Source organism: Roseateles sp. P5_E8, from assembly GCF_054177665.1.
Map to the genome: position 1 here is coordinate 42877 of NZ_JBGCUM010000019.1, position 17121 is coordinate 59997.

Sequence of the window (17121 nt, forward strand, 5' to 3'; positions counted from 1 at the left end):
GGCAGATCTTAGGTCGGCTCGCGCTTGCTGCGGCGGGCGAGTGCAAGACCCACCACGACGACAAGGACCGCGCAGCTGATGCTGACCGCGTAGTCCATGCCATGCATGTGCGTCTCGAACCACTCATGCACGGCCATATCCGTCGTCGCCATCTCGCCGGCGACGAAGCCCAGCAGCGCTGCGCCGAGTGTGATGATGGCCGGGAAACGCTCCATCAACTTCAGCAGCAGCGTGCTACCGAAGATGATCAACGGAATGGACAACCCCAGGCCGATGACGAGCAGCGGCAGGCGCAGTGGCTCGGGCGCGCTGTTGGCGGCGGCGGCCACGGCGATGACGTTGTCCAGACTCATGACCAGGTCGGCGATGAGGATGGTGCGAACGGCCGTCCACAGGTTGCCGCTGGCGTGCACGTCGGCGTCGTCATCGCTGTCGGCCAGCAGCTGGATGCCTATCCAGAGCAGCAGCACCGCGCCGATCAGCTTGAGCCAGGGCAGCTGCAGCAACTGCACGGCGAACAGCGTCAACACGACGCGCAGCAGAATGGCGGCGCCGCTGCCGAAGACAATGGCCTTCTTCTGCTGGCTGTGCGGCAGGTTGCGCGATGCCAGCGCGATGACGACGGCGTTGTCACCCGAAAGCAGGATGTTGACCCAGATGATCTTCAGCAGCGCGATGAAGAAGGCGGCGTTCAGCAGGTCCATGGCGTGTAGGTCGGTCAAGCAAAAAAAAGCCGCCGGTCGAACCCGGCGGCTGGTGTGGGGTCGAGACCCGATTACAGCAGGGCCTTGAGCAGCTTGGCCATTTCCGACGGATTGCGCGTGACCGTGAAGCCGCACTCTTCCATGATGGCGAGCTTGGCGTCGGCCGTATCGGCGCCGCCGGAGATCAGCGCGCCGGCGTGGCCCATGCGCTTGCCGGGGGGCGCCGTGACGCCGGCGATGAAGCCGACGATGGGCTTCTTCATGTTCAGCTTGCACCAACGGGCGGCTTCCGCCTCGTCCGGGCCGCCGATCTCGCCGATCATGATGACGGCGTCGGTGTCCGGGTCGTCGTTGAAGGCCTTCATCACGTCGATGTGCTTCAAGCCGTTGATCGGGTCGCCGCCGATGCCGACTGCCGATGATTGGCCCAGGCCGATCTCGGTCAGCTGGGCCACGGCTTCATACGTCAGCGTGCCCGAGCGCGAGACGACGCCGATGCGGCCCTTGCGGTGGATGTGGCCCGGCATGATGCCGATCTTGATTTCTTCCGGCGTGATCAGGCCGGGGCAGTTGGGGCCCAGCAGCAGCGTCTTCTTGCCGCCGGCCAGCTCCTTGGCCTTCATCTTGTTGCGCACTTCAAGCATGTCCCGGACCGGGATGCCTTCGGTGATGCAGATCGCCAGATCCAGGTCGGCCTCGACGGCTTCCCAGATCGCAGCGGCAGCGCCGGCGGGCGGCACGTAGATCACGGACACGGTCGCGCCGGTCTGCGAGGCGGCTTCCTTGACGGTCGCGTAGATGGGGATCTCGCTGAACTTCTCGCCGGCCTTCTTCGGGTTCACGCCCGCGACGAAGGCGTTCTTGCCGTTGGCATAGGCTTGGCAGCCCAGCGTGTGGAACTGACCGGTCTTACCCGTGATGCCCTGGGTGATGACCTTGGTGTCTTTATTGATGTAGATGGACATGTCTGATTCCTCTTAGGCGACGGCAGCGACGATCTTGGTCGCAGCTTCGGCCATGGTGTCGGCGGCGATGATGGGCAGGCCGGATTCGGCCAGCATCTTCTTGCCCAGTTCTTCGTTGGTGCCCTTCATGCGCACGACCAGCGGCACGGACAGGTTCACGGCCTTGCAGGCGGTGATGACACCTTCGGCGATGGTGTCGCACTTCATGATGCCGCCGAAGATGTTGACCAGGATTCCCTTGACGCTCTTGTTCTTGAGCATGATCTTGAAGGCCTCGGTCACCTTCTCGGCCGTGGCGCCGCCGCCGACGTCCAGGAAGTTGGCCGGCTCGCCGCCGAACAGCTTGATGGTGTCCATGGTGGCCATGGCCAGGCCGGCGCCGTTCACCAAGCAGCCGATGTTGCCGTCCAGGCTGATGTAGGCGAGGTCGAACTTGCTGGCTTCGACTTCAGCGGGATCTTCTTCGTCGAGGTCGCGGTAGGCCACGATCTCGGGGTGGCGGAACAGCGCGTTGGCGTCGAAGTTGAACTTGGCGTCCAGCGCCATCAGGTTGCCCTTGGAATCGCAGTTCAGCGGGTTGATTTCAACCAGCGACGCATCGGTGTCCATGTAGCACTTGTAGAGCTTGGCGAAGATGTCGACGGCCTGGTCGACGGACGCGCCGGTCAGGCCGATGGCCGCAGCGATCTTCTTGCTTTGCTCGGTGGTCAGGCCCACCAGCGGGTCGATCATCTCGGTGATGATCTTCTCGGGCGTGGAGTGGGCTACTTCCTCGATGTCCATGCCGCCTTCGCTCGACGCGATGAAGGCGACCGTCTGCGTGCCGCGGTCGGTGACCAGCGAGACGTAGAGCTCATTCTTGATGTCGGCGCCGTCTTCGATGTACAGGCGTCGGACCTTCTGGCCTTCGGGGCCGGTCTGGTGCGTCTTGAGCTGCATGCCGAGGATGGCTTCGGCCTTTTCCTTCAGCTCATCGATGCTCTTGGCGACCTTGACGCCGCCGCCCTTGCCGCGACCACCGGCGTGGATCTGGGCCTTGACCACCCAGACCGGGCCGCCCAGCTTCTGCGCGGCCTCGACGGCTTCCTGCACGGTGAAGGCGGGAATGCCGCGCGGCACCGGCACGCCGAACTGGCGCAGGATTTCTTTGCCTTGGTATTCGTGGATTTTCATGGCTGGGTCTTTCGGTCGGGGAAGTCAGGAAGCGGTCGAGGCTGGCTCTGGCGTCAGATGCCAACGAGGATAGAACTGGGCGACGGTGGCGCCGTCTCTGCGCAGCGCGTGGCAGCGGTCGAGCTGGAAGGGCGGGTTGCCGTCGGCGTCGCCTTCACGCGTATCGATGACCGAGCCGGCCATCGCCTGGATGGCTGCGGTGGGCAGTACCAGGCAGAGCTCGGTCAGATGCGTGCAGCCGCGTGTGCCGCTCAGGCGTTCGGTGACGGCCTGGCGAAAGCCCTTCAGCAGGTTCAGGCCGACGAGCCGGGCATAGGCGTCGCCGTGCTCGCCGCAGGCTTGCGCGTAGGGCATCCACAGCGTCTCGGACGAGGCGGCGGTGATCGTCAGCGTCGCGTCGACGGTCAGATGCAGGTGCATCTCGTGGATGGGGTCGCCCGCGTTGCGGGTCACGCCGGCCAGCGGTACGTCATGTGACTTGGTGTCGATGAGGCTGGCTTCGACGTCGAACAGGCCGTCATCACGCGCGAACACCTGCACATCGAAGGCGCGGCGGTGCAGCGGGCGGCGCGTGACGGAGGGATGGACTGCGGGCATGGGCGGGAAGCAAGCGAAACAACCCGGCCGGTGCCGGTACAGCGGTTTTGCCAGCTTTCGGAGCCGCTTTGCCGTAGGGGCCAGTGGCTTGTAACCGGGTGAACCGCCGTTTTCGGGGCAGCCGGCAATGTAGCACGGAGGGTGAAAATCACCCCTGCGCGCTCGGTCAAGCACCCCTTAGGCCCTGAGCAAGCGGCGCACCACTTCGGGGGCAAAACCCCGGGCCAGCAAAAAGCGGGTCTGGCGCGCCTGGTCGGCGGCGTCGCGGGCGGGTTCCGCCCCGAAACGCTTGAGCCAGACCTCGCGGGCGCGCTCCAGCTCGGTCGCGCGCAGCGCTGATTGCTGCTCGGCGTCCAGCTTCAGCCCGTGCTGGGCCAGTTCCTGCTGGATGCGCTGGGCGCCGAAACGGCGCGCGCGCAGATGCAGGCGTGACTCGACAAAGCGGGTTTCATCGAGGTACCCAGCCGCAGCAAGGGCATCGAGCAGGGCGTCGACGACGCTCTCGCCCGCCTCGGGCGCTTCTTCGACGGACAGGTCGCTACCTTCGCCGCCCGCTTGAGCGGCAAGCCGGGCGCGCTGCTGCTGCTCAATGCGCAGCAGCTTGCGCCGCAACTCGGCGCGGCTCTGCTCGCGCTGGGCCAGCAGGGCTATGGCCCGAGCCTTCAGCGACAGGGGCGCGCGCGCCACGACGGCCGGCCGCGTGGGCTTATTCCGGTGCTGCGGTGGTCAGCAGCGCCACGCCCAGCGACTCGCGGATCTTGTTCTCGATTTCGAGGGCCACGTCGGGGTTCTCGCGCAGGAATTCGCGGGCGTTGTCCTTGCCCTGGCCGATCTTCTCGCCCTGGTAGGCGTACCAGGAACCAGACTTCTCGACGATCTTGGCGACGACGCCCATGTCGACGATCTCGCCCTCGCGGCTGATGCCTTCGCCGTAGAGGATGTCGAATTCGGCGGTCTTGAACGGAGGGCTGACCTTGTTCTTGACGACCTTGACCTTGGTCTCGGAGCCGATGACTTCTTCGCCCTTCTTGATGGAGCCGATGCGGCGGATGTCCAGGCGCACGGAGGCGTAGAACTTCAGCGCGTTGCCGCCGGTGGTCGTTTCAGGCGAACCGAACATGACGCCGATCTTCATGCGGATCTGGTTGATGAAGATGACCATGCAGTTGGTCTTCTTGATCGTGGCGGTCAACTTGCGCAGCGCCTGGCTCATCAGGCGGGCCTGCAGGCCGGGCAGGCTGTCGCCCATCTCGCCTTCGAGTTCGGCCTTGGGCGTCAACGCCGCAACCGAGTCGATGACGATGAGGTCCACCGAGCCGGAGCGCACCAGCGCGTCGACGATCTCGAGGGCTTGCTCGCCGGTGTCGGGCTGGCTGATCAGCAGTTCCTGCAGATTGACGCCGAGCTTCTGGGCGTACTGGATGTCGAGCGCGTGTTCAGCGTCGATGAAGGCGCAGGTGCCGGCGAGCTTTTGCATCTCGGCGATGACTTGCAGCGTCAGCGTCGTCTTGCCCGAGGATTCAGGGCCGTAGATCTCGACGACGCGGCCGCGCGGCAGGCCGCCGACGCCCAGGGCGATGTCCAGGCCCAGGGAGCCGGTGGAGACGACCTGGATGTCTTCGATGACCTCGCCTTCACCGAGACGCATGATGGAGCCCTTGCCGAACTGCTTCTCGATCTGGGCGAGGGCGGCTTGCAGGGCCTTGGCTTTTTCGGTGTTCAGGGCTTTGACGGGGGCGTCCATGCGGGTCTCCAAATGCAGTGAGTGAATTATGGGGCAATCTGTATGTTTGTACAGTGGTTTGTCCCCAGGATTGATGAGCATGCTAGCGGCCGGGTGGCTCATGGCGTGAGCCAGTTAGGCAGCGCCTAACATCGGCGGCGGAGACAAGACGATGCGCATCCTGATTGCCGAAGATGACCAAGTGCTGGCCGATGGTCTGCTGCGTGCGCTGCGTGCGTCGGGCTATGCGGTGGACCGCGTCAGCAGCGGCACGGAGGCCGACTCGGCGCTGGCGACGCATGAGTTCGATCTCGTGATCCTGGATCTCGGCCTGCCGCGCCTGCACGGGCTGGAGGTGTTGCGCAAGCTGCGCGCGCGCGGCTCGACGATGCCGGTGCTGATCCTGACGGCGGCCGACAGCGTCGAGCAACGCGTCAAGGGGCTGGACCTGGGCGCCGACGACTACATGGCCAAGCCCTTCTCGCTGCAGGAGCTGGAGGCGCGCGTGCGGGCGTTGACGCGGCGCGGTTTGGGCACGGCCAGCAGCGTCATCAAGCATGGGCCGCTGACGTTTGATGCGACCGGCCGCGTGGCCTACATCAACGAGCAGATGCTGGAGCTGTCGGCGCGCGAGCTGTCGCTGCTGGAGGTGCTGCTGCAGCGCGCGGGGCGCTTGGTCAGCAAGGACCAGCTCGTCGAGCGCCTGTGCGAGTGGGGCGAGGAGGTCTCGAACAACGCCATCGAGGTCTACATCCACCGGCTGCGCAAGAAGATCGAGCAGGGGCCGATCCGTATCGCGACGGTGCGTGGTCTTGGCTACTGCCTGGAAAAGATCGCCTCCTAGATGCCGACCAAGGACGGCGCCAACCCGCAGCAGCAGGGTTCGCTGTTCGGCGAGATCCTCGACTGGATGCTCGCGCCGCTGCTGCTGATCTGGCCGATCAGCGTGGCGCTGACCTGGCTGGTGGCGCAGGGCATTGCCAGCAGGCCCTACGACCGGGAGCTGGGCGAGATGGCGCGCAGCCTCGGGCAGCAGGTGGCTGCGCCTGAGGCGCCGGCCCGCAGCCGGGACCGCTATGCCCTGGCACCCGAGGCGGCGGCGCTGCTGCGGGTGGACGCCTCGGACACCGTCTTTTATCAAGTGCTGGGCCTGCGCGGCGAGCTGCTTAGCGGCGACGCGACGCTGCCGGTGCCCACGGAAGACAGCCCCATCGTGCCCTGGGAGCTGCACTTCCGCGATGACGAGGTGGGCGCGGATGCCGTGCGGGTCGCCTACCTCTGGGTCGCACCCGAGGGCCAGGCCGGGCAGGCCAAGACCATGCTGGTGCAGGTGGCCGAGACGCTGGGCAAGCGTGGGCGGCTGACGAACGAGATCATCAAGGGCGTCATCCTGCCGCAGTTCGTCATCCTGCCGCTGGCCGTGCTGCTGGTATGGCTGGCGCTGGCGCGTGGCATCGCGCCGCTGAACGAGCTGCAGCGGCGCATCCGTTCGCGCGAGAGTTCAGACCTGTCCCCCATCGACGAGCAGCGTGTGCCCGACGAAGTGGCGCCGCTGGTGCAGGCCATCAACGACCTGCTGGCGCGACTGGATTCGTCGATGAGCCGGCAGAAGCATTTCCTGGCAGACGCGGCGCACCAGCTGAAGACGCCGCTGGCGGGGCTGCGCACGCAGGCCGAGCTGATCCAGCGCGAGATCGACGCCGGCCGCGCCTCGCCCGAGGAGTTGAAGCGCTCCCTCGGGCACATCGCCAAGGCCAGCGAGCGGGCGGCCCACATGGTCAACCAGCTGCTGTCGATGGCGCGGGCCGAGGACGCCGAGCAGGCCATGCGGCGCGAGCCGGTCAACCTGGCCGAAGTCGCCGTCGACACGGTGCGCGACTTCGTGCCGCGCGCGCTGGAGCGGCGCATCGACCTCGGCTACGACGGCGTCGTACCGGAAGACGGCCGGCTGCGCGTGCAGGGGCAGCCGGTGCTGATAGGCGAGCTGATCCGCAATCTGGTCGACAACGCGCTGCTCTACACGCCGGCGGGTGGGCTGGTGACGGTGCGTGTCGTGGAGGACCCGTTCGGCCAGGTCGTCGTGCTGCAGGTGGAGGACACCGGGCCGGGCATCGCTCCGGCGGAGCGGGAGAAGGTCTTCCAGCCGTTCTACCGCTCGCTGGGCAGCGGTGCGGAGGGCTCAGGCCTGGGCCTGGCCATCGTCAGGGAGATCGTGCAGCAGCACGAGGCCGAGCTGACGCTGGACGACACGCGCCTGCGCCGCGCAGCGGGCGGGGAGTCGCCGGACGGGCAGGGCCCGGGCGCGCGGTTCACGATCCGTTTCCCGGCCGAGCCGGCGGCGGAAGGGGCCGAGTGAGCGCGCGGCCGGTGCACGCCCTGATATCGGGATGGGATGCAAGGCGCAAACCACAGCCATAGCGGGCTATGGCGAGGATTTGCAACGCCGCAGACCGCCCGAGCCAGGGATGTGCGGCGGTCGTGGGCTCGCTCAGCCCTTTCCTCAGGTCTTCACCAGCTTCTTGACGCGGGCGATCGACATCAGCAGGCCAAGGCTCAGCCCCAGCGTCACCATCGCCGTGCCGCCATAGCTGACGAAGGGCAGGGGCACGCCGACGACCGGCAGGATGCCGCTGACCATGCCCATGTTGACGAAGACGTAGGTGAAGAAGGACAGCGTCACCGCGCCGGCCATCAGCCGCGTGAACAGCGTCGGCGCGTCGGAGGCGATCATCAAACCGCGCAGGATCAGCGCCGTGAAGCCGGCCAGCAGGGACAGCGCGCCGAACAGGCCGAACTCCTCGCCGAAGGCCGCGAAGATGAAGTCGGTGGTGCGTTCGGGGATGAACTCCAGGTGGGTTTGCGTGCCCTTCATGAAGCCCTTGCCGGTCAGGCCACCGGAACCGATGGCGATCTCGCCCTGGATGATGTGGAAGCCCTTGCCGAGCGGGTCCTTGGACGGATCCAGCAGCGTGCAGATGCGGTGCTTCTGGTACGGCTTGAGCACCGGCCAGGTCACGTCGGGCTGGCAGATCTTGTCCTCGCTGAGCACCAGCGTCGTGGCCGCCGCCGCCGCCAGCAACATGGCGGGGACGATCAGCTTCCACGGCAGGCCGGCGAAGAAGATCACGTACAGGCCCGCAGCCAGCACCAGGATGCCGGTGCCGAGGTCGGGCTGCTTGGCGATCAGGAAGAAGGGCAGCAGCAGCAGCGCGAAGGCGGCGACGAAGTCCGGCCAGCGCAGGATGCCCTCGCGCTTCTGGAACCACCAAGCCAGCATCAGCGGCGTGGCGAGCTTGAGCAGCTCGGACGGCTGGATCTGCGTGATGCCGATGTTGAGCCAGCGCATCGCGCCCTTCTTGGTGACGCCGAACAGGGCGGTCGCGATCAGCAGGGCCAGGCCCAGCGTGTACAGCGGGATGGCCAGCGCCATCAGCTTCTGCGGCGGCACCTGGGCGACGATGAACATCAGGCCCAGCGCCAGAGCCATGTTGCGGCCATGGTCGACGAAGCGGGTGCCGTGGTCATAACCGGCCGAGTACATGCACAGCAGGCCCCAGCCGCACATCCACAGCACGGCAAGCAGCAGCGGGATGTCGAAGCCGATCAGCCAGGGCCGCAGCCGGCTCATCAGCGGTGGGCGCTCGATGACGGTCATCGCGAGGCTCCTGATGCGGGTGCGGAGGCCGCCGCTGCAGCGGGTGGCAGCAGCGGCACGTCGGCCGCCTTGCGCGGCACGCCGATGGGCGCGAAGGTCTGGCCCAGCTGCGTCTTGGCGATGTCTTCTTCGCTGGGGTAGACGCCGGCGAGCAGGTAGTCGAACACGCGGCGCGCGATGGGCGCGGCCGACATCGAGCCATAGCCGGCGTTCTCGACGATGACGGCCAACGCCACGGTCGGGTTGTCGACGGGTGCGAAGGCGACGTAGAGCGAGTGGTCGCGCTTGCGCTCGTCTGCCTTGATGTTGCTGTACTTCTCGCCGGCCCTCAGGCCGATGGCCTGGGCGGTGCCGGTCTTGCCGCCGCTCTGGTAGGGCGCGTTCAGGAAGGCCAGGCGCGAGGTTCCCTCAAGCGTCACGCCGTTCATCGCGTTCTGGATGATGGCGACGTCGGCCGGCTTGAGCGGCAGCGGCTCCAGCGCGTCGCTGGCCACGCGGCGCTGCTCGTGGCGCACGACGTCCTCGATCTCGCGCACCAGGCGCGGCCTGTAGCGCTGGCCGCCTGAGGCGATGGTCGAGTAGGCGTTGGCCATCTGCAGCATGGTGAAGTTGTTGTAGCCCTGGCCGATGCCCAGCGAGATGGTCTCGCCGGGGAACCACTTCTGATTCGCCGGGCTCTTGGAGAAGTAGCGGCGCTTCCACTCCTGCGAGGGCAGGACGCCGGTGACCTCGCCCTGCACGTCGATCTCGGTCTTGCGGCCCAGGCCGAAGGGCAGCAGCTGGTCGTGGATGAGGTCCACGCCCATCTCGTTGGCCAGGCTGTAGAAGTAGACGTTGGACGAGGACACGATGGCCAGGCGCATGTCCTTTGGGCCGGCCCGGTCCGTCTCGGGGCTGCCGAAGTTGCGGCCGCCGAAGCTGTAGACCAGGTTGTCCATGACGATGGTGCCCGGCGCGCGCTTGCCGCTGTTCAGCGCGGCCATGGCCATCAGCGGCTTGAAGGTCGAACCCGGCGGGTAGGTGCCGCGCAAGGCCCGGTTCAGCAGCGGCTTGTCGATGTCCTCGTTGAGGTCGCGCCAGGAGTCGGCGTCGATGCCGTCGACAAACAGATTGGGGTCGAAGGTCGGCTTGGACACGAAGGCCAGCACCTCGCCGTTGCGCGGGTCGATGGCCACCAGCGCGCCACGACGTTCGCCATAGAGCCGCTCCACCAGCGCCTGCAGCTTGATGTCGATGGACAGGTTCAGCGTGTTGCCGGGCGTGGGCGGCTTGTGGTCCAGCCGGCGCACGGCACGGCCACCGGCGCTGGTCTCGACCTGCTCGAAGCCGGTTGCGCCGTGCAACTCCTTCTCGTAGGCCTGCTCCAGGCCCAGCTTGCCGATGTACTCGGTGCCGCGGTAGTTGGCGAGGTCTTCCTCCTCCCAATCGTCCATGGCCTTCTTCTCGGCCTGGTTGATGCGGCCGATGTAGCCGATCAGATGGGCGCCGATGTCGCCCAGCGGGTAGGAGCGGAACAGCCGCGCCTTGATCTCGACGCCGGGGAAGCGATAGCGCTGGGCCGTGAAGCGAGCCACCTCCTCGTCGGTCAGCTTGGTTCGGATGGGCAGGGAGTCGGTGTGCTTGGCCTCTTCCAGCAGCCGCTTGAAGCGGCGCTTGTCGCGCGGTTGGATCTCCAGCACTTCGCCCAGCGCCTCGATGGTGGCGTCCAGGCTGTTGACCTTGTCGGGGTTGATCTCCAGCGTGTAGGCCGAGTAGTTGCTGGCCAGCACGACGCCGTTGCGGTCCTTGATGAGGCCGCGGTTGGGCACGATGGGCACGACGGCGATGCGGTTGGACTCGGCCCGCTCGGCAAAGCTGTCGTACTGCCAGACTTGCAGCCACACCAGGCGCAGCACCAGCAGGCCGAAGCAGAACAGCACGAACGCGCCCGCCGCCAGCACGCGCAGCCGGAAGCGGGACAGCTCCTGGTGGAGGTTCTTGAGGACGACCACTTGGGTTTACAGGGGCCTGTGCGCGTCGCGGTCCGGCGCGCGGCGCTGCGGGGCCAGCAGCAGCATGCTGGCGATGGGCCACAGCGCGGCCTCGAACACCGGCGCCAGCAGCACGCCCCAGCCCGGCCACATGCCGCCGACGATCATCCGCACGATCAGCGCCAGCACATGGGCGGCGAAGAACAGCGGCAGCACCTGGATGGCCTGGGCGCCGACGCTGAACCATGGCAGGCGGCGGTGCAGCATGATCGCGCCGAAGCTCAGTCCGCTATAGGACAGCGCATGCTGGCCCAGCAGAGCGCCGTCATGCACGTCGATGAGCAGGCCGAACACGAAGGCCCACAGCACGCCGATGCGCCTGGGCTGGTGCACGCCCCAGAACACCAGCACGACGGCCAGCACGTCCGGCATGGCGGCGACGCGGCCTACCGGCACCATGTCGATCATCAGCGCGACGATCAGCGTGAAGGCGATGAACCAGGGGTTGGCGGGGAGCAGCAGCTTTTCAGCTGCGCGCGGCATGATCATGGCGTCGCCCCCGAAGCCTTGGCGGCGGCCTTCGCGGCGCGTTCTTCCTTCTTCACCGCGCGGGCGGCAGCCTTGGCCTCGGCGGTCAAGGCCGCTTCGGCCGCCGTCGCCACCTCGGCCTCCTGCTTGGCTGCGAGATGCCGGTCCATGGGCTGCAGCACCAGCACATGGCGGGCGCTGTCGGGCTGGGCGATGGGCGCCAGCAGCACCTGGGCGAAGCTGGAGTCGGCGCGGCGGTCGACCACCGTGACCTTGGCCACCGGCAGGCCCGGCGGGTAGACGCCGTCCAGGCCGGAGGTCGTCATCAGGTCGCCCACCTTCACGTCGGCGTTGGCGGCCAGGAAGCGCAGCTCCATGCCGCTGCCGTCGGCGCGGCCGGCGGCGGCGTTGCGCATCTGCGTGCGCGCGTTCAGCAGCGGGATGGCGGCGTCCTTGTCGGTCAACAGCGTCACCTCGGCGGACAGCGGGTAGACGCGCGTCACTTGGCCCAGCACGCCACTCTCGTTGATGACGGGCGAGCCGGCCGCCACGCCCTGCGTCGCGCCCCGGTCGATGACGACGCGGCGCGAGAAGGGGTCGGGCGCCTCGAACAGCACCTCGGCGGACAGGGACGGCACCGCCGCCGCGGGGCGCAGGTCCAGCAGCTTGCGCAGGCGCGCGTTCTCGGTCTGCAGCGCTTCGGCGCGCGACAGGCGCTCGGCCTGCTCGGCCAGTTGGCGCCTGGCCTGGTCTTCCGCCGCCATCGCGCGCTTGGTGCCGCGCAGGTAGTCGCCTGCGGTCTCCCACGTGTCCACCGGCGTCTGCATCAGCCGCTGCACGGGCTGCAGGACGAGGGCGAGCGCGGCGCGGGCCGGCTGCATCAGCTTGAAGCGGGCGTCAGCCACCATCATCACCAGGGCCAGCGCCGAACACAGCACGAGCTTGGTCAGCGCCGACGGACCCTGGCGGAAGAACGGCGGTGGGGAGCGGTCTAGGGTGCCGAAGGGCATGGCGCGCGCGGCGCGTTAAGAGAGGCTTATTCCGACGTGAAGATGGAGCCGAGGCGCTCCATGCGTTCCAGGGCCATGCCGCAACCGCGCACGACGCAGGTCAGCGGGTCTTCGGCCACCAGCACCGGCAGGCCGGTTTCCTCGCCCAGAAGGCGGTCCAGGTCGCGCAGCAGGGCGCCGCCGCCGGTCAGCATCATGCCGCGCTCGGCGATGTCGGCGCCCAGCTCGGGCGGCGTCTGCTCCAACGCGTTCTTCACGGCGGAGACGATCTGGTTGAGCGGGTCGGTCAGCGCTTCCAGGATCTCGTTGGACGAGATCGTGAAGCTGCGCGGCACGCCTTCAGAGAGGTTGCGGCCCTTGACCTCCATCTCCTTGACCTCGGAGCCGGGGAAGGCGCTGCCGATGTTCTTCTTGATCGACTCGGCCGTGGGCTCGCCGATCAGCATGCCGTAGTTGCGGCGGATGTAGTTGATGATGGCTTCGTCGAACTTGTCGCCGCCGACGCGGACCGAGCCCTTGTAGACCATGCCGCCCAGCGAGATGACGCCGACCTCGGTGGTGCCGCCGCCGATGTCGACGACCATGGAGCCCGAGGCTTCGGAGACCGGCAGACCGGCGCCGATCGCGGCGGCCATGGGTTCCTCGATCAGGTAGACCTCCGACGCGCCAGCACCGAGCGCCGATTCGCGGATGGCACGGCGCTCCACCTGGGTCGAGCCGCAGGGCACGCAGATGATGATCCTCGGGCTCGGCTTGAAGGTCTTCGAGTCGTGGACCATCTTGATGAACTGCTTGAGCATCTGCTCAGTGACAGTGAAGTCGGCAATCACGCCGTCTTTCATCGGCCGGATGGCCTCGATGTTGCCGGGCACCTTGCCCAGCATGGCCTTGGCCTCGCGGCCGACGGCCTGGATGGTCTTCTTGCCGTTGGGGCCGCCCTCGTGGCGGATGGAAACCACCGAGGGCTCGTCGAGGACGATGCCCTTGCCACGCACGTAAATCAGGGTGTTGGCGGTGCCGAGGTCGATGGCGAGGTCGGTGGAGAAATAGCGGCGCAGGGAGGCGAACATGGGTGGGCGCGGAAGGAGCCTCGCCAGCGGGGCGCGGCTCTGAAAATGGGGTGTGCTTAAAGCAGCGAGGCCGCCCGGACAGCGACGAAATCTGTCGCTGAAGGGGCAGCCCCGAAGGCCATGAAGATGGACGGCGATAATAACCGAACCCCTTCGTTTTGAGCCCGCCAATGTGGGCCTGGTAACACGATGGCAATGGGTCGCGAAGGCCCTTGGCAAGCAGCCAATCAAGGCGCAGCGCGCCGCCCGCACTCGCGTGCGGGCAAGCGGTGCAACGCCGAGTGGCTGCTTGCCAAGGACCTTCCCGGAGGGTTGGGGTCAAAAGGACCGCGCGCGGCGTTGCAAATCCTCGCCGGGTACCCAACCCGGCTGCGGTTTGCGCCTTGCTCGCGGCCCTTTTGGCCCCAACGCGGCCCGTTGCCATCGTGTTACCAGGCCCCGGCTTTCTGGCTCAATCCTTACACCTGAAAACGACCCCCATGAGCCTCACCCCCGATGACGTGAGCCGCATCGCCCATCTGGCCCGGCTGGAACTGCAACCTGCGGAGTCCGAGGCGCTGCTGGGCAACCTGAACGACTTCTTCAAGATCGTGGACCAGATGAGCGCCGTCGACACCGCCGGCGTCGAGCCGCTGTACACGCCGCTGTCGGCCGTGCAAGAGGTGGCCCTGCGCCTGCGCGAGGACGCGGTCACCGAGAGCAACCAGCGCGAAGCCAACCAGCGCAGCGCCCCGGCCGTCGAGGACGGCCTCTTCCTCGTTCCCAAGGTCATCGAATGAAGCCCGTTCACGACATGGGCGTGGCCGAGCTGGCCACCGCGCTGAAAAGCCGTGCCGTCTCCAGCCGCGAGGCCACGCAAGGCCTGCTGGACCGCATTGCCGCCCACGCCAGCCTGGGCGCTTTCCTGCACGTCGATACAGACGGCGCGCTGACCCGTGCTGACGCCGCCGATGCGGTGCTGGCCGCCGGCAACGCCGGCCCGTTGACCGGCGTGCCCATCGCCCACAAGGACATCTACGTCACGGCCGACATGCCGACGACGGCCGGCTCCAAGATCCTGGCCGGCTACCGCAGCCCTTTCGACGCCACCGTGGTCGCCAAGCTGAACGCCGCCGGCACGGTTTCCCTGGGCAAGCTGAACTGCGACGAGTTCGCGATGGGCTCGGCCAACGAGAACAGCGCTTACGGCCCGGCCCACAACCCCTGGGACCTTGGCCGCGTGCCCGGCGGTTCGTCCGGCGGCTCGGCGGTGGCCGTGGCCGCGCGCCTGGTGCCGGCCACGACCGGCACCGACACCGGCGGCTCGATTCGGCAGCCGGCCAGCTTCACCGGGATCACCGGTATCAAGCCGACGTATGGCGTGTGCTCGCGCTACGGAATGATCGCCTTCGCATCGAGCCTGGACCAAGCCGGTCCCATGGCCCGCTCGGCCGAGGACTGCGCGCTGCTGCTGTCCAGCATGAGCGGCTTCGACGAGCGCGACGCGACCAGCGTGCAGCAGCCGCCACAGGACTTTTACGCGCAGATGCTCGCGGCGCGCGAGGGCGCGACGGCAGCTCAGCCGCTTAAGGGGCTGCGTATCGGCCTGCCGAAGGAGTTCTTCCCGGCCGGTCTGTCCGCCGACGTGAATGCCGCCGTGCGCGCCGGTCTGGCTGAACTGGAAAAGCTGGGCGCCACGCTCGTGGACGTCAGCCTGCCGCGCACCGAGCTGGCCATTCCCGTCTACTACATCATTGCCCCGGCCGAGGCGAGCTCCAACCTGAGTCGCTTCGACGGCGTCAAGTTCGGCCATCGCGCAGCCAAGTACGACGATCTTCTTGATATGTACAAGAAGACGCGCGCCGAGGGCTTCGGCCCCGAGGTGAAGCGCCGGATCATGATCGGCAGCTATGTGCTGTCGCACGGCTACTACGACGCCTATTACCTGCAGGCGCAAAAACTGCGCCGCATGATCGCGGACGACTTCCAGCAGTGCTTCGCGCAATGCGATCTGATCGCCGGCCCGGTGGCGCCGACCGTCGCCTGGAAGCATGGCGAGGGCAAGGACAACCCGACGCAGGCCTACCTCGCCGACATCTTCACGCTGCCCGGCTCGCTGGCCGGCCTGCCCGGCATGAGCGTGCCGGTGGGCCTCGGCGACGGCGGCATGCCCGTTGGCTTGCAGCTGATTGGCAACTACTTCAAGGAAGGGCAGTTGCTGCACGCCGCCCACGCGCTTCAGCAGGCGACCGACTGGCACCTCGCCGCGCCTGCAGGATTCTGAACATGCCTACTTCCAAACTCATCCGCGGTTATGAGGTCGTTATCGGCCTCGAAAACCACGTCCAGCTCTCCACGCAGAGCAAGATCTTCAGCGGCAGCTCCACCGCCTTCGGCGCGGCGCCCAACACCCAGGCCTCGCCGGTGGACCTGGCCCTGCCCGGCACGCTACCGGTGCTGAACCGCGCTGCCGTCGAGCGCGCCATCCGCTTTGGCCTGGCCGTCGGCGCCAAGGTGGCGCCGCTGTCCATCTTCGCGCGCAAGAACTATTTCTACCCTGACCTGCCCAAGGGCTACCAGATCAGCCAGTTCGAGATCCCGGTCGTGCAGGGCGGCTCGGTCGAGTTTTTCGTTGGCGACGTGAAGCACAAGGTCAACCTGACCCGTGCCCACTTGGAAGAGGACGCGGGCAAGAGCCTGCACGAGGACTATCACGGCCAGTCGGGCATCGACCTGAACCGCGCCGGCACGCCGCTGCTGGAAATCGTCTCCGAGCCCGACATGCGCTCGGGCGCCGAAGCCGCCGAGTACGCCAAGACGCTGCACGCGCTGGTGATGTGGCTGGGCATCTGCGACGGCAACATGCAGGAAGGTTCGTTCCGCTGCGACGTCAACGTGTCGGTGCGCAAGCCCGGCGAGCCCTACGGCACGCGCCGCGAGATCAAGAACCTCAACAGCTTCCGCTTCCTTTTGCAGGCGGTGGACTACGAGGTCAACTGGCAGATCGACGAGATCGAGGACGGCCGCAAGATCCAGCAGGCCACGATCCTGTTCAACCCGGACACGGGCGAGACCCGCGCGATGCGCAGCAAGGAAGACTCGGCCGACTACCGCTACTTCCCCGATCCCGACCTGCCGCCGCTGGTGATCGCGCCGGAGTGGGTGGAGCGGGTGCGTGGCGAGATGCCCGAGCTGCCGCGCGTGATGGCGGCGCGCTTCGAAAGCGTGGACGGCCTGCCGGCCTATGACGCGACGATGATGACGCAGAGCCTGGCGACGGCGCGCTACTACGAGGCTGCCAAGGCCACCGGTGCGGCGCCCAAGCTGGTGGCGAACTGGGTGATGGGCGAGATTTCGCGGCGGTTGAACTCGGAAGACGGCGAGATCGACGCCGCACCGGTCGGCCCGGCGCTGCTTGGTCAGCTGATTGCGCGCATCACCGACGGCACCATCTCAAACAACGCCGCCCGGCAGGTGTTCGAGGTGCTGTGGTCGGGCGAGGCCACGGACGTGGACGCCGTCATCGAAGCCAAGGGCCTGAAGCAGGTCAGCGACACCGGCGCCATCGAGGCCATCCTCGACGAGGTGCTGGCCGCCAACCCCAAGTCGGTCGACGAGTTCCGCGCCGGCAAGGACAAGGCCTTCAACGCGCTGGTCGGCCAGGCGATGAAGGCGACCAAGGGCAAGGCCAACCCGGCGCTGGTCAATGAACTGCTGAAGAAAAAGCTCGGCTAGAACCGAGGGCAA

At 67.2% G+C, this 17121-nt stretch carries 16 protein-coding genes; 5 read left to right on the forward strand and 11 right to left on the reverse strand.

The annotated features are described in order from the left end of the window. Window positions 1–8: 8 nt before the first annotated feature. From ACXRVZ_RS13495 to recA, 6 genes are all read right to left on the reverse strand, one after another. Window positions 9–704 carry a TerC family protein gene (locus tag ACXRVZ_RS13495; RefSeq protein WP_457420012.1) on the reverse strand — a complete coding sequence of 232 codons (696 nt, stop codon included), beginning with the start codon at window positions 702–704 and terminating at the stop codon, window positions 9–11. Between the two features lie 71 nt (window positions 705–775). After that, a complete protein-coding gene (gene sucD / locus ACXRVZ_RS13500; protein WP_458232476.1) occupies window positions 776–1669 on the reverse strand; it encodes a succinate--CoA ligase subunit alpha in 894 nt (297 codons plus the stop codon). Window positions 1670–1681: 12 nt separating this feature from the next. Continuing rightward, window positions 1682–2842 (reverse strand): ADP-forming succinate--CoA ligase subunit beta, encoded by a 1161-nt coding sequence (gene sucC, locus ACXRVZ_RS13505; RefSeq protein ID WP_457420016.1) that lies wholly within the window; start codon window positions 2840–2842, stop codon window positions 1682–1684. 24 nt (window positions 2843–2866) lie between these two features. Then, window positions 2867–3439, reverse strand: coding sequence for a DUF2889 domain-containing protein (locus ACXRVZ_RS13510; protein WP_457420018.1), 573 nt, complete (start codon window positions 3437–3439; stop codon window positions 2867–2869). A gap of 177 nt (window positions 3440–3616) precedes the next feature. After that, a complete protein-coding gene (locus ACXRVZ_RS13515) occupies window positions 3617–4126 on the reverse strand; it encodes a regulatory protein RecX (RefSeq protein ID WP_457420020.1) in 510 nt (169 codons plus the stop codon). Window positions 4127–4145: 19 nt separating this feature from the next. Next, window positions 4146–5183: a recombinase RecA gene (gene recA, locus ACXRVZ_RS13520; RefSeq protein WP_457420022.1), complete on the reverse strand. Its 1038-nt coding sequence runs from the start codon at window positions 5181–5183 to the stop codon at window positions 4146–4148. A 151-nt stretch (window positions 5184–5334) separates the two neighbouring features. On the opposite strand from recA, the gene ACXRVZ_RS13525 reads away from it, so the two are divergent. Next, window positions 5335–6006: a response regulator gene (locus ACXRVZ_RS13525; RefSeq protein ID WP_457420024.1), complete on the forward strand. Its 672-nt coding sequence runs from the start codon at window positions 5335–5337 to the stop codon at window positions 6004–6006. Further along, the gene (locus ACXRVZ_RS13530; RefSeq protein WP_457420026.1) at window positions 6007–7518 is read left to right on the forward strand and encodes a sensor histidine kinase; all 1512 of its coding nucleotides are present in this window, start codon (window positions 6007–6009) and stop codon (window positions 7516–7518) included. It abuts the gene before it with no gap. A gap of 144 nt (window positions 7519–7662) precedes the next feature. Here the strand turns inward: ACXRVZ_RS13530 and rodA are convergent, their stop codons facing one another. From rodA to ACXRVZ_RS13555, 5 genes are read right to left on the reverse strand one after another with little or no spacing between them, the layout of a single operon-like run. Then, window positions 7663–8817, reverse strand: coding sequence for a rod shape-determining protein RodA (rodA, locus tag ACXRVZ_RS13535; RefSeq protein ID WP_457420028.1), 1155 nt, complete (start codon window positions 8815–8817; stop codon window positions 7663–7665). After that, complete coding sequence (gene mrdA, locus ACXRVZ_RS13540) at window positions 8814–10808, reverse strand: penicillin-binding protein 2 (protein WP_457420030.1); 1995 nt, start codon at window positions 10806–10808, stop codon at window positions 8814–8816. The genes rodA and mrdA overlap by 4 nt, the downstream gene beginning before the upstream one ends. A 6-nt stretch (window positions 10809–10814) precedes the next feature. After that, complete coding sequence (gene mreD, locus ACXRVZ_RS13545; RefSeq protein ID WP_457420032.1) at window positions 10815–11336, reverse strand: rod shape-determining protein MreD; 522 nt, start codon at window positions 11334–11336, stop codon at window positions 10815–10817. Continuing rightward, a complete protein-coding gene (gene mreC, locus ACXRVZ_RS13550; protein ID WP_457420034.1) occupies window positions 11333–12325 on the reverse strand; it encodes a rod shape-determining protein MreC in 993 nt (330 codons plus the stop codon). The genes mreD and mreC overlap by 4 nt, the downstream gene beginning before the upstream one ends. Before the next feature lie 26 nt (window positions 12326–12351). Then, window positions 12352–13395, reverse strand: a complete 1044-nt coding sequence (locus ACXRVZ_RS13555) for a rod shape-determining protein (RefSeq protein WP_348009276.1) — start codon at window positions 13393–13395, stop codon at window positions 12352–12354. 479 nt (window positions 13396–13874) lie between these two features. Between ACXRVZ_RS13555 and gatC the strand changes: the two genes are divergently transcribed. The 3 genes from gatC to gatB are packed head-to-tail and all read left to right on the forward strand — an operon-like array spanning window position 13875 to window position 17109. Next, a complete protein-coding gene (gatC, locus tag ACXRVZ_RS13560) occupies window positions 13875–14174 on the forward strand; it encodes an Asp-tRNA(Asn)/Glu-tRNA(Gln) amidotransferase subunit GatC (protein ID WP_457420036.1) in 300 nt (99 codons plus the stop codon). Beyond that, complete coding sequence (gene gatA / locus ACXRVZ_RS13565) at window positions 14171–15658, forward strand: Asp-tRNA(Asn)/Glu-tRNA(Gln) amidotransferase subunit GatA (RefSeq protein ID WP_457420038.1); 1488 nt, start codon at window positions 14171–14173, stop codon at window positions 15656–15658. The genes gatC and gatA overlap by 4 nt, the downstream gene beginning before the upstream one ends. Before the next feature lie 2 nt (window positions 15659–15660). Next, a complete protein-coding gene (gene gatB / locus ACXRVZ_RS13570) occupies window positions 15661–17109 on the forward strand; it encodes an Asp-tRNA(Asn)/Glu-tRNA(Gln) amidotransferase subunit GatB (protein ID WP_457420040.1) in 1449 nt (482 codons plus the stop codon). Window positions 17110–17121: the final 12 nt, after the last annotated feature.